The following is a 24076-nucleotide window of genomic DNA, read 5'->3' on the forward strand; positions in this document are numbered from 1 at the left end:
ACCTAACCCTAATCCACCGTAAAATGAAGATACGTAATTTACTCTCCCTGATATTTATAGTTGGTTGCCTTTTAGGTTCTGCACAGGAGTCCGGAGAGTTCACAGATTCTCGTGACGGGAAAGTGTATAAGACTGTGACAATTGACATTGAACTCGAAGGAGGTGTCACTGTTAAGAGAACATGGATGGCCCAGAATCTGGCATATGAGGTACCAGAGTCTTTTTGCTACAAAAATGAACCGGCATATTGCGAAGCATTCGGAAGGTTATACACTTTTAAAGCCGCAAAAGAAGCGTGTCCGGATGGATGGCATGTTCCAACAATCTCAGAATGGAATTTGCTTTTTAATACGTTTGGAGGAATTCATGATGCGGGAATTGCACTACAGAAAGGTGGGGAGAGTGGATTGGATCTAACACTTGGCGGTTTTGGTGATCCAGGTCGTGTATTTAAAAATGTGGGGATTAGTGGCAACTACTGGGATGCTGAGAAGAAATCAGATAATACTTCAGGTTTAATATCAGTTCAGAAGGGGTCCAAAGAGATCTATCATAGTGTAATTGGAGATTGGCATAGAAATAGTTGCCGATGCATTAAAGATTACTAGTAAACTGCAGAAAACTTTAATTGAAGGAGACTTTTATAAGTCTCCTTTTTTTATGGCTTCAAGGACAATTTCTGCTTTTGCATTTCCAATTAACTCTCTTAAGTCTTTTTCCGATGATTGCTTTAAACGAGTCACACTTCCAAACTCATTCATTAGTGTAATTCTTGTTTGCTTTCCAATACCCTTCAATTCATCTAATGCGGAATTATATGAGTTGTTACTTCTTTTTTGTCTGTGAAAGTTGATCGCAAATCGATGTGCTTCATCACGTAGGTGTTGAATTAGCTTAAGAGAAGTAGATTTTTTACTTATGTAAAGTGGTATACTGTCTTCCGGGAAGTAGATTTCCTCTAGTTTTTTAGCAATTCCAATGATTGGAATTTGTCCATAAATACCCAGATCTCTTAATGCCTCACAGGCAGCACTTAACTGGCCTTTGCCTCCATCAATGACGATTAGCTGGGGATACGGAATCCCTTCATTTCTAAGGTGGGCATATCTCCTGCCAACTACTTCTCTCATTGAAGCAAAATCGTCTGGTCCGACTACTGTTTTGATATTAAATTTTCTATAGTTTGATTTTGAGGGCTTGCCATTTTTAAAACAAACCATTGATGCCACAGGGTTAGTGCCCTGAATGTTTGAGTTGTCGAAGCATTCTATATGTACAGGCAATTCTGGTAGCTTTAAATCATCCTGTAAATTTTTAAGTATGGCCTCATTAGGCTGAGTGGATTTTTTGGAAAACTTTTCTTTCTTAAAGAATAATGCGTTTCTGTAGGATAACTCAACAAGCTTCTTTTTGTCCCCAATTTTTGGAACAATGATATCAACTTCTTCCCACCCCTCTACTTCATGATTCGTTAGTATATGTGGATTGTTACTGCTGTATTTTTTTCTTAAATCAAAGATGGAGAAACGAAACACCTCTTCATTATCTTCCTCAATTTTCTTCTTTACTTCTATTGTTTCAGAATTTATAATTGCGCCGTTTTCAATTCTCATATAATTGATGAACAGTGACTTTTTATTATCTGATTCAGTCATTGTAAATACATCTGTATTCGTAATCTTCTGATTAACGATAAGTGATCGTGACTGAAATTTTTCAAGGAGATCCAGTTTCTCCTTATAAGACTGTGCTAGTTCAAATTTTAATTCTTCAGATGCTTTTTGCATCTTTTCTTTGTAAGACCTGCTTACTACTCCGATTTTTCCTTTTAATATTTTACGAGCTTCATCTATATCCTTCAAATAATCCTGCTCTGATTGGAGCCCTTCGCATGGTCCGAGGCAATTACCTATATGATATTCAAGGCATACCTTGAATTTTTTTTTCTTAATATTCTCCTCTGATAGATTGTATTTGCAGGTTCTGATTTTATGTAGCTTCCGAATCAGGTCTATAACCCCATTCATCGCCTTTACACTCGTATAAGGACCAAAGTATTCACCTTTTTTATGATCGATTCTTCTTGTAGAATAGATTCGCGGGAATCGTTCATTCGTGATACAAATACTTGGGAAGCTTTTATCATCTTTAAGAAGAATGTTGTAACGAGGCTGATGCTCTTTGATCAGGTTGTTCTCAAGGAGTAAAGCATCGAATTCAGAAGAAACAATAACAAATTCAATATGCCTGATTTCTGAAACAAGCCGGTAAGTTTTTCGGTTGTCCAGGTTGGCTTTTGTAAAATAGCTTGCGACTCTTTTTTTTAGGCTTTTGGCTTTTCCAACATAGATTATTGTACCATCCTGATCAAGAAATTTATAAATACCTGGTTTCTCAGGAAGTCTTAAATAATCCTCTCGAGCGTATCGTTGAAATTGCATTACATGAAGTCATCTTCGTCAACTACGTCATAATCAACAGAATCAGATGGGTTTGTGTTCTCTTCATAAAGATCACAATCAATAACCGTATTCAAAGGTTTCGTTGATTTCTCGAAATACCCTTTCTCATAGCCTAATGTTTCATCTGCATATATCTTTTGCATGTATCTCTCCCAAATAGGGAGTGCTGTTCTTCCTCCCTGACCTAGCACCCATTGTCTGAAACGGATGCTTCTATCATCTCCTCCTACCCATGCGCCAGATACAAGGTCTTTGGTAACACCTATGAACCATCCGTCTGATGCATTTTGCGTGGTTCCCGTCTTGGCACCAATTTCATTATCTACTTTTAGCTCATAGTCCAACGCACGTCCTGTTCCCATTTCCACCACTCCTTTAAGCATATGGAGCATGAGATAAGCGGTTTCTTCATTGATAGCCTCTTGTTCATCAGGAACAAACTGCTGAATGACATTCCCATTTTTATCTTCAATTCTGGAAATGAAGAAAGGTTTGATGTAGGTGCCTTTATTCACGAATGTGGAGTATGCTCCTACCATTTCATAAATAGAAACATCACCTCCGGCTCCCAGACATAGAGAAGGAACGGCATCCAAATGACTTTCAACACCTAGTTTTTTTGCATAGTCTACTACCGTAGATGGGCCAATACGATTCATCATAAATGCAGTGATGCTATTTACCGATTGTGCCATTGCCTGCCTTATGGTCATCACTTCTCCAGTAAACCTGCCATTTGAGTTTTGAGGAACCCAGGTTGGTGGATCTTGTCCGGGAAGACTAAAGGAAACAGGAGCATCAACCACCGGAAAGCATGGCGAATATCCATTGTCTATTGCAGCTGTATAAACGATAGGTTTGAAAGTTGAACCAGGCTGTCGCTTACCCTGTTTCACATGATCAAATTTGAAATATTCATGATTGATGCCTCCTACCCACGCTTTGATATATCCTGTTCTTGGATCCATGGACATAAAGCCAGCCTGAAGAAAACGTTTGTAATAATTCAGTGAATCGTATGAACTAAAGACCGTATCTATTTCGCCTTCCCACGAAAAGACTCTCATTCTTTTTTTCTTGTTTAGATAGTATTCAATGGAGTCTTTCTCATCACCAAATTTGGACCTTAATCCTCTATACACATCTGTGCGCTTAATGGCCATGTCCAGAAATTCAGGAATCTCATTATTCTCATCATCAATCCATGGGTTTTCTCCTTGCCAGTGCTCATTAAAGACCTGTTGGAGGGTATCCATATGTTCAGCCACTGCTTCTTCTGCATATTGCTGCATACGGCTGTCAATAGTGGTGTAGATTTTTAATCCATCATCAAATAGATCGTATCCATTTTCAATGGCCCAATTAACGAGATAGTTTTTCGCTACTGTACGAAAGTAAGTAGCCAACCCTTCATTTTGATTTTCTACTTTGTAATTCAACTGGATCGAATCTCTATTGAGTGTATCAAACTGAATACGATCTATAATCCCATATTTATTGAGATTCCAAAGGACTTCTGTTCGCTTCCGATGGGCGTTATCAGGATTTAAAACAGGGCTCCAACGGGTTGGTGCATTGATGGCTCCAACAAGCACTGCAGACTCTGCGTAATTAAGCTGTGAAGGAAGTTTATTGAAGAATGTTTTTGCCGCTACTTTTATCCCATAGGAATTGCTTCCAAATTCTACCGTGTTGAGATACATGGCTAATATTTCCTCCTTGGTGTAAGATTTTTCCAGCTGCACAGCGATAATCCACTCTTTAAGCTTAGTGATAATCTGACCAAGAGTTCTTGATTTGTAGAGCGTTCCCTGTTCTGCAGTATTGGTTTTGAATAAATTTTCTGCCAACTGCATAGTTAGTGTGCTACCACCCCCCTGGAATGAGAAAGTGAGCTTACCGATTACAGCACGGACTAAACCTTTTAGATCAATCCCTGAATGATTTTTAAAACGAACATCTTCCGTTACCAAGAGTGTATTGACCAGTTCTGGCGAGAGCTCTTCATAGGTAACTGGGGTACGATTTTTTCGAAAGTATTTACCAAGAGACACTCCATCCGCGCTAATTAGTTCTGATGAAAGGTCTGGATCCGGTCGTTCAAGCGCAGCGAGGCTTGGCAACCCCCCAAACCATCCAAATGCATCTTTTTTAACCATTAAAAAGGTACTTGGAATACCAATAACTCCAAGAATAAAAAGAATCCAGAAAACTCGAAGTGAGTATTTAATAAGCTTTTGATTCATCAATAGTGTTTTTCAAAAAACGTCAAATAGGCTGATACATCTTTTGTTTTATAGAAAATATCAAAGTTATCCTCTGTAATCACAAATACATCAAATTTTTGACCTTTAAATGTATCTCTTAGGTTAACCTCTTTACTGAATAGATCCATAAAGTTTACAGCAGTGCTCTTGCCCGGGAAAACATTGACCAATAGCATGGACTTCTGATCACTCAGGATAAGGTTGCCTGTTTTAAGATTTGACAGATTCTTCTCTTTTAAATAGTCATCTACTAGTGGTGGAAGTTTGTCTGTCATATCTGATTTAAGGTCATAGACGATTACAAATAGGTGTTTTTGTTTGAAGTCTTCAATGAATCGAGCCTTAGCACTATTATATCTTTTTTGCTGAAAGGTTTCTGATGATGTGAGAAGTGTTTGCGCATACGCGTTAAGCTCGCTTTCGGGGTATTTCTTTATAAACTCCCCCAGTTCAAATTGATACTTGTGGTCTTCCTCCATTTGACCAATGGCCAATACCCTTAAAAGCGCAACATTATCGCTGAATTCGTTTTCAGGGTGTTTGGAAAGCGCACTATCTGCAGCAAATAATACTTGTTGGTATTCCCCCACTTTATATTTCTCGTATAGCTTTTTATACAGCTTTTTAAGCTGTTCACTGATTGCAAAACTCTCCTCTCTGTAATTAGGGTTGTCAACCAGCTTAGCATATATCGTTTCTGGATATTTCTGTTTCAAGATATTTCCCTTTGAAGTTGACTTTTCAGGATCGATGCTTTTATACAGTAGGTAGAGTTGATACAGTACTTCAGCCTCATATTCTGTTTCTGGAAAACGTTGGAGTAGTTGCTCGAAAGATTCGGCTGCATTGGCGTCTTCCTCCAGGCGTAGATTATAAATGTTTCCAAGGTTATACAATGCAACTTCGATCTCTCCGAGAAGCACATTTTTTTGTTCTTCAGTCCGCGGGATATCTGCCATCATTCGTCTGGCTTCATCTTCTACGGTCTCTTCTTCTGGCTGTTCCCCGGTTGCTTCTGATCGATCATTTGAAACAATAGCTTCTTCAAGAGGAGGGCTATCGGTGGTTGAAGCGGATTTGTTTTTTCGTCTCCAGTTGTCTTCAAGTGCTCTATCCCCCCACTTTCTGATGAAATCATTTCGGCCTTTACTCAATGCTGTTTGGTTGTTAAAGTACCAAACAGATCCGCTAGAGGCTGTGGTGATGAGATTGTCTCCAGAGCTCTGTGTAATATTCCTGGCCCGATTTATTGCTGCCTGTTTTTCCTTTTTTCTCTTTTCTTCTCTCTCTGTCCGCTCTAATGTAATTTTTGCCGATAACATTGAAAGAACTGAATCCTCGGGAAGCGATGCAAGATTTAATAAGCTATCATTTTTCTGGATGGTGACAATCTGCTTGACAAAATCAACCAAAATCTCCTGGCGTTCTTTTATCGCTTCAAAGTTTTCTTCATCCTTTGGCATTGTGCTCACGGTGCTGTCATAGTAGTTCTTAGCTAAGACATAATCCCTCAACGTGTCATAGTAGATTTTACCGAGATTCAAATAAGAATAAGCCTTCTGACGATTGTTTCCTTGACTAGATCTTACAGATAGCTTGTAGTTTCTAATGGCTTCATCAACATGGCCATTTTTCAGTTCAAAGCCAGCCAGTTCATAATAGATCTTGTCTCGATACTCCTTGTTTTTAGGATCTCTGAGTAGGTTTTTAAAGTATTTTTGAATTTTCTTTAAATCTCCTTCGTCTGCCAGCTCGGTTACCCTGGCCATATAGAGTTTCGAATAAAACTCGAGTTCATAGCTTGGATTGTTTTTCAGAACGTTTTTGTAATAGCGAAAAGCTTCACTTTCGAAACCAAGTTCCTGAAACGTCTGACCAATAATAAAATTGATACGTGCTTTATCGGAGGATTTTAATAGCTCCTCTGCCTTCACGAGGCTGCCTACCATTTTGCTCTGATCACCTTTCTTTTGATACAGATAGGCAGTGTTTAGATGCATCCGCCGTTGATTCTCTTTGTTCAATTCCTCCTTTGTCAGATAATCAGTTACTGCTATCCCATTGTTGTACTCCTCAAACTCAGCAAAACTTCTGATTAACTCAGTAAGTGCATGATGTCGCGCATTGTCATCTTCACTGTGTGTGTTTACATATTTAAATGTCTCAATTGCGTCAGGAAACTCCCGGGCATAGTATCGGGCTTTTCCAACCAGGATATAGCTGTCATCTTCCCATTTACTATTTGGATGGCGTTGAATAGCAATGGAGGATTTCTGAATGCAGTCTTCAATGGGCTCTTTTAAGGATGCAGACTTGGTAGAATCAAACTGTGCATAAATAGGTAGAACCTTATTGTAATTCCACTCTTGGCTTTCAAAAATGGATTTTTCAATTTCATTTATACGCTCATTGGCTATGAAATAGGCATTAAAATGGGCGGTGAGATCGTGATAGGAGTTGCTCAGAGGGTTGTTTTTGTAAGGTGAACAACCTGCCACAACTGTGATTAAACATACGGATAAAAGTTTCTTCAAAATATGCCTGGACTGGTTCGTTAAATAACGATCTCAAATTCAATTTGGTGTAAAGATAAAACAAGGGGTGATTGAATACCTTTGTCGCCTTAAATTGCAATTTATGGCTGCAAGAAAGACATTTAGCAACTGGCTAACGAATAAATACCTACTCATTATTCGAAATGAGGAGAATTTCGCTGAGAAGACCACTTTTAGCTTCAATTATGCGCGCTTATTTCTGCTACTTGCAGGGGTAGGCTTGCTTCTTTTATCTCTCGCAGTTTACCTGGTTACGGTTGCTTTGGAGCAATGGCTTGATCCCAGACATGCGCAAATGGAAGCAAATCGGCAGGTTTTAGAGCTATCCATGACGATTGATTCCCTGGCACAAGAGGTCGAGAATAAGGACATATACATTGAAAACATCCGGAAAATTATAGCTGGAGAAGAAATTGATCAAGATATGGAAGTGAGCCTTGAGTCTGACCTGCAGCCGGCAGAGCTCAATGAGACAATTCAGCCAGTTGATTCCCAATTCCGGGCGGAATTTGAAGGATCGGAGCTGGCAGAAATAACCGCCCTGCCAATAGCTGTATCATCAAATATCTACGAATTACGTGATGTTTACCTCTTCAGTCCACTCGATGGAATTATCACTGATGGGTTTAACCCAAAAGAGGATCATTATGGAATAGATATGGTTGCTCCGGAAAATGAACCGGTTCGCTCAGTTGCCGATGGAGTGGTCATAATGTCTTCCTGGACACTGGATGGAGGGTATATCATGGCAATTCAACATCCTGGCAATTTAATTTCGGTATATAAACACAATTCGGAATTATTTAAAAACGTTGGTAGCTTTGTGGCGGCTGGAGAAGTAGTAGCCACTATAGGAAATACAGGAGAACTGACATCAGGGCCACATTTACACTTGGAATTGTGGCACAATGGCAACCCTGTAAATCCACAAGAGTATATTGCACTTTAAAATCAGGCTATGTTGAACAAGAATCAAAAAGAAGTAGAAGAGTTGAGCAACTCAAGTAATATAATTGGGAAAGGCACGATTGTAAACGGGAGCATCGAAACGTTTGGAAATATTCGTGTAGAGGGAAAAGTTGTTGGAGACATCAAAACAAAATCGAAAGCTGCTTTTGGGCATTCATCTCAGGTAGATGGGAGTGTTTTAGCTCAAAATGCTGAAGTAGCAGGACATATCACAGGTACCATTGAAGTAACAGAGCAATTGGTGTTGAAAGCTACTGCAACCATAGATGGTGATATCATCACCAATAAACTTTTGGTTGAATCAGGTGCTACCTTCAATGGAAAATGTAAAATGGGCGTAAAAAGCAAGGAAATAAAAATTGGAAAGCCCGAAGACCAAGAGCAGCCACAAGCGCTCAAAGCCTGATACAAATCCTAACGACGATAAGTCCTACATGAAACTATATGGTTTGGTGTTTGAACTTATCGTCATGAATCTCATCTTGATCATTGGAGGGTATTACCTGGATGTTTATTTATCATCTAGCCCGGTGATTATTCTTATAACCACATTTCTTGCCATGGCCGGAACAATCTGGCTACTATTAAAATCACTCAAATGAAAAAGTGGATTACCCTCGCGCTGATCACTGTATCTTTATTGGCAGCCGGTTTCTATTTTGAATCTGATCTGAACCTTCATGATTCTTATTTTATCATGGTTGCTTTTTTTGCCATTCAAGCCTTGGTGCTTTTTCGAATAGAAACGTGGGCGCCTGATGAGTGGAGGGTTCAGATATCACTTGTTAAAATTGTAATTCGTTTGCTCTCATCTCTCGTCTTCATCATGATTCTAATTTATACTCATGACGACCTCAGAATCCTGGTTATTCAATTTATTATCCTCTATTTGATATTCATGATCTTTGAAATAGTTGAGGCTTTGACTAACTTGCGCCGAAATTGAGGAACGAACGAAAATCCGATGAAAATAGGCTCAATATTGAAGCAATCTAACTTTCTGAAAATCAACAAGTTTTTAGCGTTTTTATTACTTGTTTTTCCTGGTTTAGTATTCGCCGGTGGTGGTTCGAAAGATGGAGAAGATGGGCCATTCGATCCGAGTGAATTAATCAATCACCACATTTCAGATTCTCATGTGTGGGAAATCTATCACGGACTTAATGTTTACTTACCGGTAATCGTATACTCCGAGGAAAAAGGACTGGATGTTTTTTCCTCTCACAATTTTTTCAATGAAGACCATGAGGTGGTTCCTTACAATGGTTATGTAATGGATCACGACCATATTACCCTGGAAAATGGAGGGCACGTTCTGGACATTTCCATTACTAAAAATGTTCTTTTCATGCTCATTGATGCCGTCATATTGATTTTGGTTTTTACAGCGGTGGCGAGAGGATATAAGAAAAATGCGGGTCGGGCTCCAAAAGGAATTCAATCTTTCTTTGAGCCAATCATTATTTTCATCAGAGATGACATAGCCAAAGAGAACATTGGGCATAAGTACGAACGATTCATGCCATTTTTGTTGACCGTCTTCTTTTTTATCTGGTTTGGCAACCTGCTTGGTTTGATGCCCGGAGCAGCAAACATGACAGGTAATATCTCAGTAACGCTAACACTAGCTGTGATAACCCTATTGATCACACTTTTCTCAGGAAGACAAACATACTGGCTACACATTGTAGATCCACTTGGAAAATCAATGCCGTGGGCAGGAAAAATATTGTTATACATCATTTTGTGGCCGGTGGAGATCATCGGAATTTTCACAAAACCATTTTCACTGATGATTCGACTTTTTGCGAACATCACTGCAGGTCACATTTTGATCCTTAGTATTATCAGTTTGGCTTTCATTTTTGAGAGCTTAACTATTGGTGTAGTTGGAGCGGTTTTCGCAACAGTGATGAATATGCTGGAGTTATTTGTAGCGGTGCTTCAGGCATATGTATTTACGTTGCTTTCTGCCTTGTATTTTGGACAGGCAGTAGAGGAGCATCATTAATTTTTGGAACCAATTTTAAACTAATAAATAATTAATTATGGGAGCAATTGGAGCAGGTTTAGCAGTACTAGGAGCAGGACTTGGTATCGGTTTGATCGGTAAAGGAGCGACTGAGAGTATTGCAAGACAACCAGAAGCAGCTGGTAAGATTCAAACAGCAATGATTATTGCAGCAGCACTTATTGAGGGTGCAGCGCTATTCGGTGTTGTAGTAGGTCTATTGGCTGGAACAGGAAATTAATTCCTAAAAACAAGCTTGGCTATGACCACATTAGGTGGCATGGCCAGGTTTATTTTAAAAAGACATTTACACTAAACAATATATATCGTGGCACTAGTTACCCCCGACATTGGATTGATCATTTGGCAGGTGATAGTATTCCTGATTGTGTTATTCATTTTACGAGCATTCGTATGGAGACCAATCTTAGGAGCACTTAAAACTCGTGAGTTTCAGATCGAAGACTCTTTAAGAGCTGCAGAGCATGCTCAGGAAGAGATGAAGCAAATCAAAGCTGACAATGAATACTTGCTACAGGAGGCCAGAATCGAAAGAGACGCAATCCTGAAAGAAGCCAGAGATGAAGCAAGTCACATTGTAGAGCATGCAAAGGCCGAGACTTCTGATATTACGTCCAAAATGATCCAAGATGCAAGAGAGGCAATAGAAGTGGAGAAAAAGGCAGCTCTAAACGAAGTAAAAGAATTGGTTTCTTCACTTTCACTTGAGATCGCTGAAAAAGTGCTTCGAGAAAAACTATCAGACGATAAGTCTCAAAAAGCCCTCGTTGAGAAGTTTATCAAAGACGTAAAAGTTAATTAAGCATGTCTGTAAGCAGAATAGCCGTTCGTTATGCGACTCCAATCCTTGAATTAGCTGAGGAGAAGAAGGTGTTGGATAATGTGAAGGAAGACATGGAATCTTTTGTTGCGGTTTGTGGAGAAAATAGGGATTTTGCTTTGATGCTTAAAAGCCCCATTATCGCTCATCAGAAGAAGGCCGAAATCTTAAAAAAGGTCTTTTCCGGGAAGGTAAACGAACTTACCCTTCAGGCATTCGATATTATCACTCGGAAGAGTCGTGAAAACCTTCTTGAGGATATCGCAGCAGAATTTCTTCATTTATACAATGTGAAGAAAGGGCTTGCCGAAGTTTCAGTAACTACCAGCTTTGAGTTGGATAACGAAATGAAGAAAGCGTTTGAAAAGCTGGCAAAGGAGATTACTGGAAAGGATCCGCTTTTATCAGAAAAGGTAGACCCGGAAATTGTAGGTGGATATATCCTGAGAATGGGAGACCAACAACTGGATGAAAGTGTGAGCGGACAATTGAAAGATTTAAAACTGAAGTTTTCAAAAAAATAAATAACTCAAGCCAACAGGCTAAACAAATAAAATTATGGCACAAGTAAGACCTGATGAGGTTTCAGCAATTTTAAGAGAGCAGCTATCTGGCCACAAGACGGAAGCTGAACTTGAAGAAGTAGGTACCGTACTACAGGTAGGTGATGGTGTAGCCAGAATCTACGGATTGTCTAATGCTCAAGCTGGTGAGCTTTTAGAATTTGAAAACGGGTTAAATGCGTTGGTATTGAACCTGGAAGAGGACAATGTAGGAGCCGTGCTTCTCGGAGACTCTGCAGAGGTTAATGAAGGTGACACTGTAAAGAGAACGGGCCGAATTGCTTCCATCAAAGTAGGTGACGGAATGTGTGGACGTGTTGTTGACACTTTGGGTAATCCCATCGATGGAAAAGGAGCGATCGAAGGTGAAACTTTCGAAATGCCACTTGAAAGAAAAGCTCCTGGAGTAATTTACCGAGAACCGGTAAGTGAGCCACTACAAACAGGTATTACAGCAATTGACTCGATGATCCCGGTAGGAAGAGGTCAGCGAGAGTTGGTGATTGGTGACCGTCAGACGGGTAAAACTGCCGTGGCAATTGACACCATTATCAATCAGAAAGAATTTTATGACAAAGGAGAGCCGGTATTCTGTATTTATGTAGCTATCGGTCAGAAAGCCTCTACCGTAGCAGGTATCGTGGCGCAGTTGGAAAAAGCAGGTGCAATGGCATATACAGTGGTAGTAAGTGCCTCTGCCTCTGACCCGGCTCCAATGCAATTTTATGCTCCAATGACTGGTGCCGCTATTGGTGAGTATTTCAGAGATACTGGTCGTCCTGCACTTGTGGTGTATGATGATCTTTCCAAGCAAGCGGTTTCTTATCGTGAAGTGTCACTTCTACTTAGAAGACCTCCGGGGCGTGAAGCTTATCCTGGAGACGTTTTCTATCTTCACTCAAGACTTCTAGAGCGAGCAGCAAAGATCATTAACGATGATTCTGTTGCGACACAAATGAATGACCTTCCTCCTTCTCTGAAAGGAAAAGTAAAAGGTGGTGGATCTTTGACAGCCCTACCAATTATTGAAACACAGGCAGGAGACGTTTCAGCATATATCCCGACAAACGTAATTTCAATTACTGACGGTCAGATATTCCTTGAAACAAACCTATTCAACTCCGGTATTCGACCAGCGATTAACGTAGGTATCTCGGTATCACGTGTGGGTGGTAATGCTCAGATCAAATCAATGAAGAAGGTAGCTGGTACGTTGAAGTTGGATCAGGCACAGTTCCGTGAGCTAGAGGCTTTCGCTAAGTTCGGTTCTGACCTGGATGCCGCTACTCAGCGGACCATCGATAGAGGTAGAAAGAATCAGGAAATCCTGAAGCAGCCACAGTTCTCTCCAATTCCGGTTGAGGAGCAGGTTGCGATCATTTATGCTTCTACTAAAGGATTCCTTGATCCAGTGCCTGTGAACAAAGCGAAGGAATACCAAACTGAATTTATGAATGCAATGAGAACCACCGGTAAGGATGCGTTGGCAGACTTCAAAGCGGGTAAACTAAGTGATGAGGCTGTTGCCAAAACAGAAGAAATCGCTAAAGACATTGCTACCAGATATAAAAAATAATCAGATAGATGGCCAATCTTAAAGAAGTAAAAGGTAGGATTCAGTCAGTCGTTTCAACACAGCAGATCACCAAAGCAATGAAAATGGTTGCTGCTGCTAAGTTGAGACGAGCTCAGGATCGTATCATCCAAATGAGGCCATATTCGCAGAAGCTTTCTGAGATTATTCAGAATGTGTCAGCAGGACAATCAGACACTGCTGATAACCCATATTCAGAAGATAGAGCCGTTGAGAGAGTTCTTCTTGTTGTGGTGACATCTGATAGAGGGCTATGTGGTGCTTTTAACAGTAGTGTCTTCAAAGGAACGAAGGCACTCATTGCCGAAAAGTACAGCCACGCGGAGGCTTCAGGGAATTTGGAAATATTGCCTATTGGTAAAAAAGCATTGGAACACTTTTCCAAAAGGAAGTACAATGTGATCAAGGACTACTCTCACCTGATAGAGAAGCTGAACTTTGCTGATGCAAAGGAGGCTGCTGAAATGGTGATGTCTGGTTTCCTTGACGGAACGTATGATCGGGTTGATATCGTTTACAATGAGTTTAAGAATGTGGCGACCCAGATTATTCAAAAAGAGCAATTCCTTCCAATTCAGGAAATTGAAAGTGAGGATGTTGATAGTGGTGCTGAAATCGATTACATCTATGAGCCTTCTAAGGATTTTATTTTTGATGAGCTGGTTCCCAAGTCGCTTAAGATTCAATTCTATAAAACCTTGCTAGAGTCGAATGCTTCTGAGCATGGAGCACGAATGACGGCAATGGATAAAGCAACGGAAAACGCTGATGAGCTGTTGAAAGAGCTTCGTTTGACATATAACAGAACGCGTCAGGCAGCCATCACCAAAGAGATTTTGGAGATTGTGGGTGGTGCCGAGGCATTAGCTCAGGGATAATGATCGGACGAGCATATCGTACCGCTCAAATTTTATCCATAGACATTGTAATCGGAGTAGTTATACTGCTCCGATTTTTTTGTGTTCAATTCGCTGTAACGCCGGGATGGGAAGTTTATGTCCTCCTGGGAGGAGTTGTCTGGCTTATCTATACAGCAGATCATTTACGAGACGCAGAGCAGTCCATCAGGTCTTCCAGAGAACGTTACTTGTTTCATAGAGATCACCGAAAGCCTCTGGTGATTGTTGCCGGGATTGTTTTGTTGGTTCTTTCGATACTAATCTTTTTTATTCCTCTGGTTATTTTCCTTGGCGGATTTGCTCTTGCGGTATTCTCATTTATCTATTTATTGATGCAGCACAGGTTATCACGATTTCTTTCAAAAGAGCTTTATGTTGCATTGGTTTATTCGGCGGGTATTTTGATGATACCTTTTCTGCTCAGTCAGACGTATAGTTGGGATGTTTTTTTGTTGATGGTTTTGCTGACCTTCGTGAACCTTAGTCTGTTTAGCTGGTATGAAAGAGAAGAGGATATCAAAGACAAGTTTCAATCCATTGCCACGGAACTCAATGGTAAGAGGTTGGAACAGATCATGTTGCTACTGATTTCAATAGGACTAGCTATTGCCATTCCTTCCATCAATATCATCACAATTTATTTTATTGCAGGGTTTGTCATTTACGCATTGATGATCATTTTTTCCGATTGGTTTAGACTTAATCATCGCTACAGAGCTATAGGCGATGGTGTATTTTTATTGCCAATTATTTTTGAATGGCTGTAAACGATTTTGATTCAGTTGCCCCTTTTTATGATCGTATCTCCAAGCTTTTTTTTGGAGGATTATTAACAATAGCACAAGGCTATTATCTGAAAGAAATAGGCGCTAATGATCGTGTGCTTATCCTTGGTGGAGGGACAGGTAAAATACTTAAGCATGTTCCCAATAGTGAAGAGCTGGATTTTGTAGAGAAATCTCAAAGAATGCTGGATAGAGCTAAAAAAAGACGAATCAATAGATCAGTCAATTATATTCAAGCAGATTTTCTTGAATTTGAATCAGAGAAAAAATATGATGTGATTATATGTCCATTTTTTCTTGATTGCTTTGGTGAGCAAAGTCTGAATACGGTAATTGTTAAAGTCAAAGAATTACTTTGTACTAATGGAACACTGATTGTTACTGATTTTGATAGGAAACGTATTCATCCATTTTTGCTTGAATCGATGCTGATTTTCTTTGATTGGTTTTCTAATCTTGAAGCCACTCAACTAATCGATTTAAGATCATTTTTAAAGAAAAATGGTTTTGAGGAAAATGGAATAAAGTTTTATGAGAAGGGGGTTTTTAGTGCACTTTACTCCCCGGTAAGTAAAATGAAACAGTAGTGCCTTGCCTGGCACTAATTTCCAATTTACCCTCGTTCTTTTCAATAAAGTCCTTACACATCAACAGCCCAATTCCTGAACCTTTCTCCTGCTCGGTACCGGTTCGGGTAAAAGATTCCTCCTTATCCAAAATCTTCTGAATCATTTCTTTGGTCATGCCAATTCCGGTATCAATGATTGAAACTCTGATTAGTTCGTCCTTATGTTCCGCCATGATGATGATCTTACCATTCTTGGGAGTGAACTTGATTGAGTTGTGAATAAGATTCCTAATCACAAATTCCAGCATGTCTTTATCCGCATTCAATATGGTTTCATCCACGCCAGCTTCAATTTCAATTTTTATTTTCTTCTGCTCAATGAGTGGCGTAAACAACTTTAATGACTTATCAAGGGCTTTTCTCAGGTCAACATTCGTTGGGTTGAAGGTCAGACTGTCTTGCTGCAATTGTGACCAGAGGAGCAAGTTGTCCATCAGCAAAATCAGGTTCTGTAGAGAAAAGCGGGTCTTATCACTAAGTTCAGAAATCTCACCTGGCGACAGCTTGTGGTAATGATTAATGAAAAGGTTGAGATATGAATCGACAGTTGTAAGCGGACTCTTTAGCTCATGTGAAATAATGGAAAAAAGTTTCGACTTGATCTGATTCAGCTCTCTTAAATCACTCTCCGATAGTTTGAGCTGCTCGAGCGTTTCCTCCAGTTCTTTCGTTCGTTCTTTTACCTGTCGTTCAAGCTCATCTTTTTGTTTTTCAGCCAGTTGCTTTTTCTCTATCTCCTTTTCACGCGCTATTTTTTCTTTTTCAATGGTTTCCAGAGCCAGCATCTTTCTTGTTCGATTTAGCCTGTCAGAGAGACCTAGAGAAAACAGAACCACCTGAGCAACCGCACCAATCTGAATGATATAACGGGTCAAGAAATTATCTGGTAAGTAGTGAAGCTCTCGGAAAATGAATAGGATTCCCCCGATGTTGAATAAAGCAAAGGCTACCAAAAACCATAGGGCGGGCTTATATCCCCTCAGGTAAACGATCACACTGGTGATGGTAATGGCGGACATGGTGACTGCCCCAAGAAATCCGATGACGTGATTCGTTTCGACAAGCCAGTCTTTTATTTCCAGCCAGCTTATTAGCCACATCACTATGGGAGTTAAATAGAGCAGAAGCAAGATTGTAAAGAAAGTATTCCAACGAGGGACGTATTGATCTGTATGGAGATATGTTTTGGTAAACAGTATCCTGCTGATGTTGGTAAGCGGTATGATTAAGGCAAAGACATAAGCGTTCCAATGTGGCTTTGACGGCCAAAAGTGCTCGAATGTAAATCCGTAATAAAAGGCCATATATAAAGCAAAACCAACAATCGAAAGCACGTACCAAAGATAGCTTTGATCCTTTACGGCCATATAGATCATCAAGTTGTAGAGGGCCATTACGATCAGGATACCAAAAAACAACCCGTGTGCAATAAGCCTCTGACGTTCCTGAAACCGCCATTGTTCCGATGTAAGCTGCCTGATAGAAGCCACCTCCAATTCAAAAAGCGGATGATCTCCTTTTAATTTTATTATTAAAGAATCACTTGTTGTATGGATGATGTTTTTGAAAGAAAAATAGCTTTTTTCATTACCCGGAATCATGGTGCCTGTGTAGTGAATACCATCATCACCATAAGCTACTACATGACTCCAATCAGGTAACTCTACGAAGAGATTTTCAAAATGTAAATCGATCTTTGTCCAATACCATTCTTCATTTGAAAACTTGCTGGAGTCCGCAGGTTGGTGCATAAGGCTATCGAGAAACAACCCTTGAGCCCAGAGGGTGAGGGTTCCAATAAAAAGAAAAAAATATGTGCAAGCTCTTCGCATCAAATGAAATAATTGACCTGCAATATAATCGGGACGGAATTAGTTACGAATTTGCGTTTACTTTTGAAGAATGTCAGAGGGGAAAACCAAAGTGCTCATCGCCGAAGATGATTTTGTTGTCGCAAAGAACTTGAGTATTACACTTGAGGAGCGTGGCTATGAGATTTTGGGTATCAGTGAATCTGGAGAAGAATTGTTGCAGTCGCTGAGCAAGCAACCCACGGATATTGTCATCATGGATATTAATCTCGCAGGGTTGATGGATGGAATAGAAGTTACTTCCCTGATCAAAAGCAAAACGAATACTCCTGTATTATATCTCACTTCTGATAGAGACCATGCAACACTCGAGCGAGCCAAATTGACAAACCCTGACGGATACTTGATCAAACCTTTTGATGATGACGAGCTGATTTCAGCCATTGAAATAGCTTTGCACCGACATCATTTGGCAGGCGGAAATCAAAAAGAGGACACTGTGGTCAGTGAGACTCATCTTTTTGTGAAAGTGAAAAACCGATTGGAGAAACTAAAGTTTGAGGATGCTCGATACATCGAGGCGAATGATATTTACTCCATCCTGATGACAAGTCAAAACAGCTACATCCTGAGCTATTCTTTAAAAACCCTTGAGGAGAAGCTCCCGGCTTCCAGGTTCATGCGTGTACACCGCTCCTACATTGTGAATGTAGAGCACATACAGGCGATAGAAGATAATTACATCCAGATTGCAGATAAAAGCATTCCTATTGGGAAAACCTACCGTGAAGACCTCATGAAGCGCCTTTCAATAATATGAAATTCTCAATTTTTGTACTTTATCAGAAGTGCATATTGTCTATTATTTAAAAATCCAGCGATTTATTGCAGATTTTTCCTTCACCACGACAAAGGTTCTGTTCACCTTAAAAAATTCTTCTTTCACCTGAGTTCGGTTGCCAAAGCGCCTGAATAAGCAAAAATTGGTAGCTGGATTAATCGAAAATATGGCTTCAGAGAGTTTTACTGAATATGTTTGGATAGCAGTCATCGCCTACATAGCGCTGATTCTCTTCTTTGTTATCAGGGGTGCTATTCAAACAAAAAACATCTCGGATTATGCATTGGGTAATATTGCCTTTTCCCCGATTGCTGTGGGGCTAGCACTTGCGGCTTCCATGACGAGTGCGGCTACTTTCATCATCAACCCAGGATTTATCGCCTACTATGGGATCAGTGGATTTCTTTCCTTCGGGTTGGTGCTGTCTATCTCATCTCTGGTATCATTGATAGTGATTACCAAAGGCTTTCGAAAAGTAGGAACATCAGTCAAAGCTTTAACAATGGCTCAGTGGATTGGCAACAGATATGAAAATAAAAGCTATGCGCTCTTTTTTGGTTTCGTATCGTTACTGCTAATCACATTCATTGTGCTAATCTGTGTGGGTCTGAGCAAACTCTTATCAAAAGCATTGAATGTAGAAGAGATCTACATTTTAATTTCTGTGGTGGTCTTTGTCTTTGGGTACATGATGTTTGGTGGGGCAAACTCCATGGTCTACACCAATATGATCCAGGCTTCACTGATGATCGTAGTAGCCATCATTTTGCTGACTTCAGGATATGAGCATTTCACTAATGGAATTGATGGGTTTTTGGCCAAGCTGAAGGCGATTGATCCAGCACTTTCACAGGGCACGAACCCACAGAGTCCCTTATTCAGGGATTACTTTGAGATTATTTTTTGTCAGATCGTCGTTGGTATTGCCATCGTATGCCAGCCACATATCATCACCAAATCGCTTTTACTAAAAAATGATAACCAGGTAAATACGTACCTGATCGCAGGTGTAATTGTTGAATTCCTCTTCTTCCTCGTGGTTTTTGCAGGTCTATATGCCCGTCTGGAGTTTCCGAATCTCACAGTTGATGGCAGCCTGCTCAGCCTCGATGGGGTGCTATCTGCTTATGTGGTGAAGAAATTTACCGCAGGAATAGGAATCGTTGTAGTAATGGGACTGATATCTGCTGGCCTTTCTACTTTAGAAGGCTTGATCCAAAGCCTAAGCACAACAATCACACAAGATGTTATTCGTCCCATATTTGGTGAGCCGAGAATTCAGCCGGTCATTTTGAATCGACTAACCATCATCTTTTTAGCCGCTGTTTCTTTTGGATTTAGCTGGCAACAATTGGTTTCTCCTGATTTGAGCGTAGGGATTTTTGCACAGAATGGTGTCTATGCCTATTTCTCTGCTGCTTTTGTGCCGGTTCTTTTCGGCACATTCTTAAAGCATGTACCGGCACATGTACCGTTTATCAGTTCTGTTTCTGCCATTATCATACATTTTTCGGTGTATTATGGTAGGCTTACGCCGTACATGCAGGAAGAGGTCAGGAATCCTGCCATCGCATCTACACTTGCTATTTTAGGTTCGCTAGCTATTGGATTGATAATGTATGTATATGCAAGGTCAAGAAAAGAAAAAGTATCCATCGCATGAAAAACCTGTTCGCCATACTGACCCTATGTTTAGCGCAATTCTCAATTGCTCAAAATGATGAATTCATGCCTAGCTATAAATATGAAACAAAGAAAGTTACCATCTTCGACGATATCGAGATCGCCTATTTAGATGAAGGTGAAGCGGATGCACCTGTTATTGTGATGGTACACGGTCTTGGTGGCTATATCAAAAACTGGTACTCAACAATCGAAGGATTGAGCGATACCTATCGATGCATCGCAATTGACCTTCCTGGCTATGGTCAATCAACGTTGAGAGCTTTTGAGGAAGATGATTACATGGAGTTTTTTGCTCGTTCGCTTGATGCTTTTGTGAAGACTCTGGAGCTAGACAATGTAATTCTATTGGGCCATTCCATGGGTGGGCAGGTCAGCATTGTGTCCGCTCTAAAAAACCCGCAATGGTTGGATCAAATGATATTAGCTGCTCCAGCAGGGCTTGAAACATTTACAGAAGAAGAGGCTGCAACACTGAGGCAATTTTCAAGCGCGGCAGTTTTGATGAGCCACACCGAAGATCAAATAAGAGCTGCCTACAAGATCAACTTTGTGAACATGCCGCCACTGGCTGAGGAAATGATCCAGGATCGAATCAAAGCCAAAGAAGCTCCATGGTTTAAGGAGTATGCCAAAGTGAGAGAAATGGGAGTCAAAGGGATGCTATCTCATCCTGTTTTTGAGGAGCTGGATCAGATCAAGGTTCCAACCTACGTACTCTTTGGTGAGAAAGACTTTTTGATTCCTAATAGATATCTGCATGCAGGAATGACCACTCAGCAAGTGGCTGAGGTGGGAAATAAAATACCTAATGTGAAAATTAAAATGATTGAAGCTGCCGGACACATGTTACAAATGGATAATCCGGCGGGCTTCAATCGAGCTGTTAAACAAATGCTAACAAACTAAAGTTATGAAAAACCTGTACTTAACCCTCGTTTTAACGCTGCTTTCTGCGGGCATATTTGCCCAGGGAGGAAGCATTACCGGTACTGTCACAGACAGTGAGACCGGCGAAGCACTCATTGGTGCCAATGTGGTGATTAAAGGAACCACAAATGGCGATGTAACGGACCCCAATGGTAAGTTTGAGATCAAAGGATTGGCAAATGGCACCTATGTGGTGGTTGCCAGCTATGTTGGATTTCAGGCCATTGAACAGTCTGTGTCTGTCAGCGGATCAACTGTAACGATCGATTTTCAACTGGAAGAAGGAACCGTATTCGGTGAGGAAGTTGTGATTTCCGGAAGTCGACAGCCTGAAAAAATCACTGAGACACCTGCTACTATCGAGATTATTTCAAGCAAATCCCTGGAAGAATGGGGATCTTTCAACACTGGCGAATTGCTTTCCAGATTGAAGGGGGTTGATTATATCCGTTCTGGTGTGGTTGGAACCGGAATTAACGTACGCGGTTTCAATAGCAACTTCAACGCTAAAAACACTCAGGTAACGGATGGGAGATTCTCGAGCCTGGTTGCCACCGGACTTCCATTTGGACCATTAAGTCCTCAGATTAAAGAAGACATTGATCGGGTGGAGGTAATCCTTGGTCCAAACTCAGCACTATACGGACCAAATGCTCATAATGGCTTGGTAAATATCATCACCAAAGATCCAAGAGCATCAGAAGGAACTACGGTAGCACTTGGTGCTGGAAATCAAAGTGTATTCACGGGCCGAGCTCGTCACGCACAAATCCTGAACGACAAGTTTGCTTTCAAATTGAATTTTGAATATACGAGAGGTGAAGAATTCCAGTTTGCAGATTCTGTGTATATAGATAGAACTGACGATAATGGCAATGGAGGCCCTGATGGAATAAAAGAAGGCTATGAAGAATATGATTTGGATAATGATTTTGAATTTATCAAAGGAGGTCTAGGTCTTTACTATACGCTGAATGATGATTCCGATCTAATCTTCTCGTATGATGCAAGCAACAGTACATACCTGTCTCCTACCAATGTGGGTCGTAATGAAATAATCGATTGGCAAATCCAGACTTTCCACTTACGATACGTTTCACCACGAATTTTTGCACAGGCATATTTAAGCTTGAGTGATACCAGAGATACCCACTCCTTAGATGACAGAACCAAGGCGTATTGGGCAGCACGAGATGGAGGAGCAACAGAGGCAGAGGCTGCAGAGGCCTCACTTCAATCAGGAGCTTTATTTATAGACGATTCCAAGAGATGGAATGGTGAAGTTCAATACAACAATAACTGGGGGGCGTTCAACTTTGTGACGGGAGTTCAGTTTCAGCGTGATATGGCCAATTCTCATGGCACCTATTTGCTTGATGAAGATGAGGATGATTTCATAACCGTAGATCAAATCGGATGGTATGGTCAGGGTCAATACGCATTTGGAAGTGGTTTCAAAGGGACTGTCGCTTTGAGAGCAGATAACCATGAAGTATATGGTTTCAACTTTGTACCTAAAGTCGGATTGACCAAAACGGTTGAAAGTGGAACTTTCCGTATTACGTACGGACAGGGAGTTGCAGCACCTACAATACTAAATATGTATGGTGATCTGTTTGGCGGATTAATCCTTGGAAACGCTGAAGGATTCACTCTGACAGACGGAACAAAGGTTGAGAAGCAAACCATCGAAAAGCTTCAAACATATGAGATAGGGTATAAAGGGTCAATAGGTTCTGACAAGCTTTACGCCGATGTTAATGCTTACTACAATATTTCAGAGGATTTCCTGAGTCCGGTTACAGTCGTAGGTGTGACTACTCATAGAGGTGATACGCCGATAGAAGAAGTTCAGTCTGCTTATGGAGTATATGGTGGTTTAGTTGCAACGTATGTGAACTTCGGAAAATTTGAGACCTATGGATTTGATATTGGGTTGAACTATTTGGTAAACCAAAATATCACCCTTGACTTCAACTACTCATACTTTGATTACCCAATAGATGAAGATGATCTCGAGAATGATTTTGATGGAGATGGTACTGTGACAAAGTTGGATGTACTTGTGAATGCTCCTAAGAACAAAGCAAGCTTCGGAATTAACTACAATAAGGATAAAATTTTTGGGAATGTATTTGTAAGGTGGGTAGAAGAATATGACTATTTCTCCAGTTTCCAAATTGCTGCAGCAACACAGAATTTAACCTACAGAGGTACACCAATTGTAGAAGACGCAAGAAGTACAGATTCATATAATTACGGTCCATTAGCTGGCTTTGTGAATGTTGACTTAGGACTTGGATATCGAATCACCGATACATTAACCGGTTCAGTAGCTGTAACTAATCTTTTTGATAGTGAATACCGTGAGTTTACTGCTTCACCATTTATCGGAAGACTTTATAGTATAGAATTGAAATTGGACCTTCCTGGAAAATAAATAGTAGTAGAGTTGTGCAACAACAAAGGCCGGTAGCTTTTTGCTATCGGCCTTTAAATACTGATTAAATGAAAAGACTAGAAAATAGAGTAGCCATCGTGACTGGTGGATCAAATGGAATTGGAAAAGCGACCTGTCAAAAATTTGCTGCAGAGGGAGCCAAAGTGATTATTTGGGATCTGAATGAAGAAGCGGGGAATCAATTGGCCAGCGAGATTGACGGAGAGTTTCAAAAAGTCAACACCGCAGATTATGAAGCCGTTGGAGAGGCCACTAAAGTGGTTATTGAAAAACATGGCAAAATTGACATTCTCATTAACAATGCTGGAATTACACGAGATGCGACGTTGAAAAAAATGACACCTGACCAATGGCAGCAGGTTATTGATGTGAATCTAACAGGCGTTTTCAATTGTGGAAAACACATTCAGGCACACATGACAGAAGCGGGCTATGGCCGAATTGTAAACACATCATCCGTAGTAGGTATCTATGGAAATTTCGGGCAATCCAACTATGTCGCCACAAAGGCCGGTGTTATTGGATTAACGAAAGTATGGGCCAGGGAGCTTGGAAGAAAAGGCGTAACTGCGAATGCGGTAGCACCTGGATTTATTGCCACCGATATGGTGATGGCTATGCCGGATAATGTCATTGACATGATGAAATCAAAAGTGCCAACCGGGACTTTAGGCAAACCAGAAGATATAGCAAACGCCTACTGCTTTTTAGCTTCAGAAGAGGCTGGATATATCAATGGAGCGACTATTAGCGTGGATGGAGGAATGACAGTATAA

The 24076-nt window shown here is 40.5% G+C and carries 22 protein-coding genes; 18 read left to right on the forward strand and 4 right to left on the reverse strand.

The annotated features are described in order from the left end of the window. The first annotated feature begins 23 nt into the window (after positions 1-23). Entirely contained in the window at positions 24-608 is a 585-nt protein-coding gene (locus ACP14Y_RS10650; protein WP_424962939.1) for an FISUMP domain-containing protein, read from the forward strand. A 33-nt stretch (positions 609-641) separates the two neighbouring features. Here the strand turns inward: ACP14Y_RS10650 and uvrC are convergent, their stop codons facing one another. From uvrC to ACP14Y_RS10665, 3 genes are read right to left on the reverse strand one after another with little or no spacing between them, the layout of a single operon-like run. After that, positions 642-2441 (reverse strand): excinuclease ABC subunit UvrC, encoded by a 1800-nt coding sequence (uvrC, locus tag ACP14Y_RS10655; RefSeq protein WP_424962940.1) that lies wholly within the window; start codon positions 2439-2441, stop codon positions 642-644. Further along, positions 2441-4708 carry a penicillin-binding protein 1A gene (locus ACP14Y_RS10660; RefSeq protein WP_424962941.1) on the reverse strand — a complete coding sequence of 756 codons (2268 nt, stop codon included), beginning with the start codon at positions 4706-4708 and terminating at the stop codon, positions 2441-2443. The genes uvrC and ACP14Y_RS10660 overlap by 1 nt, the downstream gene beginning before the upstream one ends. Then, complete coding sequence (locus ACP14Y_RS10665) at positions 4708-7263, reverse strand: tetratricopeptide repeat protein (RefSeq protein ID WP_424962942.1); 2556 nt, start codon at positions 7261-7263, stop codon at positions 4708-4710. Before ACP14Y_RS10665 ends, ACP14Y_RS10660 begins: the two co-directional genes overlap by 1 nt. A 103-nt stretch (positions 7264-7366) precedes the next feature. Here ACP14Y_RS10665 and ACP14Y_RS10670 point away from each other — a divergent pair, with 103 nt between their 5' ends. The 12 genes from ACP14Y_RS10670 (at position 7367) to ACP14Y_RS10725 (ending at position 15533) form a co-directional block, all read left to right on the forward strand. After that, positions 7367-8233 (forward strand): M23 family metallopeptidase, encoded by an 867-nt coding sequence (locus ACP14Y_RS10670; protein ID WP_424962943.1) that lies wholly within the window; start codon positions 7367-7369, stop codon positions 8231-8233. Between the two features lie 9 nt (positions 8234-8242). Next, on the forward strand, positions 8243-8659 hold the full coding sequence (locus tag ACP14Y_RS10675) for a polymer-forming cytoskeletal protein (protein WP_349565581.1): 417 nt from the start codon (positions 8243-8245) through the stop codon (positions 8657-8659). A gap of 64 nt (positions 8660-8723) precedes the next feature. Further along, entirely contained in the window at positions 8724-8855 is a 132-nt protein-coding gene (locus tag ACP14Y_RS10680; protein ID WP_424962944.1) for a hypothetical protein, read from the forward strand. Then, positions 8852-9199 carry a hypothetical protein gene (locus tag ACP14Y_RS10685; RefSeq protein ID WP_424962945.1) on the forward strand — a complete coding sequence of 116 codons (348 nt, stop codon included), beginning with the start codon at positions 8852-8854 and terminating at the stop codon, positions 9197-9199. The genes ACP14Y_RS10680 and ACP14Y_RS10685 overlap by 4 nt, the downstream gene beginning before the upstream one ends. 36 nt (positions 9200-9235) lie before the next feature. Then, entirely contained in the window at positions 9236-10264 is a 1029-nt protein-coding gene (gene atpB, locus ACP14Y_RS10690; RefSeq protein WP_424962946.1) for a F0F1 ATP synthase subunit A, read from the forward strand. A 37-nt stretch (positions 10265-10301) separates the two neighbouring features. Then, on the forward strand, positions 10302-10505 hold the full coding sequence (gene atpE, locus ACP14Y_RS10695; RefSeq protein WP_349565573.1) for an ATP synthase F0 subunit C: 204 nt from the start codon (positions 10302-10304) through the stop codon (positions 10503-10505). Positions 10506-10592: 87 nt separating this feature from the next. Then, complete coding sequence (gene atpF, locus ACP14Y_RS10700; protein ID WP_424962947.1) at positions 10593-11087, forward strand: F0F1 ATP synthase subunit B; 495 nt, start codon at positions 10593-10595, stop codon at positions 11085-11087. Between the two features lie 2 nt (positions 11088-11089). Beyond that, a complete protein-coding gene (gene atpH / locus ACP14Y_RS10705; protein ID WP_424962948.1) occupies positions 11090-11629 on the forward strand; it encodes an ATP synthase F1 subunit delta in 540 nt (179 codons plus the stop codon). Positions 11630-11663: 34 nt separating this feature from the next. Beyond that, complete coding sequence (gene atpA, locus ACP14Y_RS10710; protein ID WP_424962950.1) at positions 11664-13244, forward strand: F0F1 ATP synthase subunit alpha; 1581 nt, start codon at positions 11664-11666, stop codon at positions 13242-13244. 8 nt (positions 13245-13252) lie between these two features. Then, complete coding sequence (gene atpG / locus ACP14Y_RS10715) at positions 13253-14140, forward strand: ATP synthase F1 subunit gamma (RefSeq protein ID WP_424962951.1); 888 nt, start codon at positions 13253-13255, stop codon at positions 14138-14140. Further along, complete coding sequence (locus ACP14Y_RS10720; protein ID WP_424962952.1) at positions 14140-14928, forward strand: hypothetical protein; 789 nt, start codon at positions 14140-14142, stop codon at positions 14926-14928. Before atpG ends, ACP14Y_RS10720 begins: the two co-directional genes overlap by 1 nt. Next, complete coding sequence (locus ACP14Y_RS10725; protein WP_424962953.1) at positions 14919-15533, forward strand: methyltransferase domain-containing protein; 615 nt, start codon at positions 14919-14921, stop codon at positions 15531-15533. The genes ACP14Y_RS10720 and ACP14Y_RS10725 overlap by 10 nt, the downstream gene beginning before the upstream one ends. Here the strand turns inward: ACP14Y_RS10725 and ACP14Y_RS10730 are convergent. Then, positions 15493-17406 (reverse strand): 7TM diverse intracellular signaling domain-containing protein, encoded by a 1914-nt coding sequence (locus ACP14Y_RS10730; RefSeq protein WP_424962954.1) that lies wholly within the window; start codon positions 17404-17406, stop codon positions 15493-15495. The genes ACP14Y_RS10725 and ACP14Y_RS10730 overlap by 41 nt on opposite strands. 70 nt (positions 17407-17476) lie before the next feature. Here ACP14Y_RS10730 and ACP14Y_RS10735 point away from each other — a divergent pair, with 70 nt between their 5' ends. From ACP14Y_RS10735 to ACP14Y_RS10755, 5 genes are all read left to right on the forward strand, one after another. Further along, complete coding sequence (locus ACP14Y_RS10735) at positions 17477-18205, forward strand: LytR/AlgR family response regulator transcription factor (RefSeq protein WP_424962955.1); 729 nt, start codon at positions 17477-17479, stop codon at positions 18203-18205. Between the two features lie 187 nt (positions 18206-18392). After that, positions 18393-19889, forward strand: a complete 1497-nt coding sequence (locus ACP14Y_RS10740) for a sodium/pantothenate symporter (protein WP_424962956.1) — start codon at positions 18393-18395, stop codon at positions 19887-19889. After that, a complete protein-coding gene (locus ACP14Y_RS10745; protein ID WP_424962957.1) occupies positions 19886-20818 on the forward strand; it encodes an alpha/beta fold hydrolase in 933 nt (310 codons plus the stop codon). The genes ACP14Y_RS10740 and ACP14Y_RS10745 overlap by 4 nt, the downstream gene beginning before the upstream one ends. Before the next feature lie 4 nt (positions 20819-20822). Then, positions 20823-23279: a TonB-dependent receptor gene (locus ACP14Y_RS10750; RefSeq protein WP_424962958.1), complete on the forward strand. Its 2457-nt coding sequence runs from the start codon at positions 20823-20825 to the stop codon at positions 23277-23279. 68 nt (positions 23280-23347) lie between these two features. Beyond that, complete coding sequence (locus tag ACP14Y_RS10755; protein ID WP_424962959.1) at positions 23348-24076, forward strand: beta-ketoacyl-ACP reductase; 729 nt, start codon at positions 23348-23350, stop codon at positions 24074-24076.

Source organism: Ekhidna sp. (assembly GCF_965247405.1).
Taxonomy (GTDB): domain Bacteria; phylum Bacteroidota; class Bacteroidia; order Cytophagales; family Cyclobacteriaceae; genus Ekhidna.

Bases quoted from the DNA above. Each gene is read 5' to 3' on its own strand.
- ACP14Y_RS10650 (WP_424962939.1), top strand. From the start codon at position 24: ATGAAGATACGTAATTTACTCTCCCTGATATTTATAGTTGGTTGCCTT.
- uvrC (WP_424962940.1), bottom strand. From the start codon at position 2,441: ATGCAATTTCAACGATACGCTCGAGAGGATTATTTAAGACTTCCTGAG.
- ACP14Y_RS10660 (WP_424962941.1), bottom strand. From the start codon at position 4,708: ATGAATCAAAAGCTTATTAAATACTCACTTCGAGTTTTCTGGATTCTT.
- ACP14Y_RS10670 (WP_424962943.1), top strand. From the start codon at position 7,367: ATGGCTGCAAGAAAGACATTTAGCAACTGGCTAACGAATAAATACCTA.
- ACP14Y_RS10675 (WP_349565581.1), top strand. From the start codon at position 8,243: ATGTTGAACAAGAATCAAAAAGAAGTAGAAGAGTTGAGCAACTCAAGT.
- ACP14Y_RS10680 (WP_424962944.1), top strand. From the start codon at position 8,724: ATGAATCTCATCTTGATCATTGGAGGGTATTACCTGGATGTTTATTTA.
- ACP14Y_RS10685 (WP_424962945.1), top strand. From the start codon at position 8,852: ATGAAAAAGTGGATTACCCTCGCGCTGATCACTGTATCTTTATTGGCA.
- atpE (WP_349565573.1), top strand. From the start codon at position 10,302: ATGGGAGCAATTGGAGCAGGTTTAGCAGTACTAGGAGCAGGACTTGGT.
- atpH (WP_424962948.1), top strand. From the start codon at position 11,090: ATGTCTGTAAGCAGAATAGCCGTTCGTTATGCGACTCCAATCCTTGAA.
- atpA (WP_424962950.1), top strand. From the start codon at position 11,664: ATGGCACAAGTAAGACCTGATGAGGTTTCAGCAATTTTAAGAGAGCAG.
- atpG (WP_424962951.1), top strand. From the start codon at position 13,253: ATGGCCAATCTTAAAGAAGTAAAAGGTAGGATTCAGTCAGTCGTTTCA.
- ACP14Y_RS10720 (WP_424962952.1), top strand. From the start codon at position 14,140: ATGATCGGACGAGCATATCGTACCGCTCAAATTTTATCCATAGACATT.
- ACP14Y_RS10725 (WP_424962953.1), top strand. From the start codon at position 14,919: ATGGCTGTAAACGATTTTGATTCAGTTGCCCCTTTTTATGATCGTATC.
- ACP14Y_RS10730 (WP_424962954.1), bottom strand. From the start codon at position 17,406: ATGCGAAGAGCTTGCACATATTTTTTTCTTTTTATTGGAACCCTCACC.
- ACP14Y_RS10735 (WP_424962955.1), top strand. From the start codon at position 17,477: ATGTCAGAGGGGAAAACCAAAGTGCTCATCGCCGAAGATGATTTTGTT.
- ACP14Y_RS10740 (WP_424962956.1), top strand. From the start codon at position 18,393: ATGGCTTCAGAGAGTTTTACTGAATATGTTTGGATAGCAGTCATCGCC.
- ACP14Y_RS10745 (WP_424962957.1), top strand. From the start codon at position 19,886: ATGAAAAACCTGTTCGCCATACTGACCCTATGTTTAGCGCAATTCTCA.
- ACP14Y_RS10750 (WP_424962958.1), top strand. From the start codon at position 20,823: ATGAAAAACCTGTACTTAACCCTCGTTTTAACGCTGCTTTCTGCGGGC.
- ACP14Y_RS10755 (WP_424962959.1), top strand. From the start codon at position 23,348: ATGAAAAGACTAGAAAATAGAGTAGCCATCGTGACTGGTGGATCAAAT.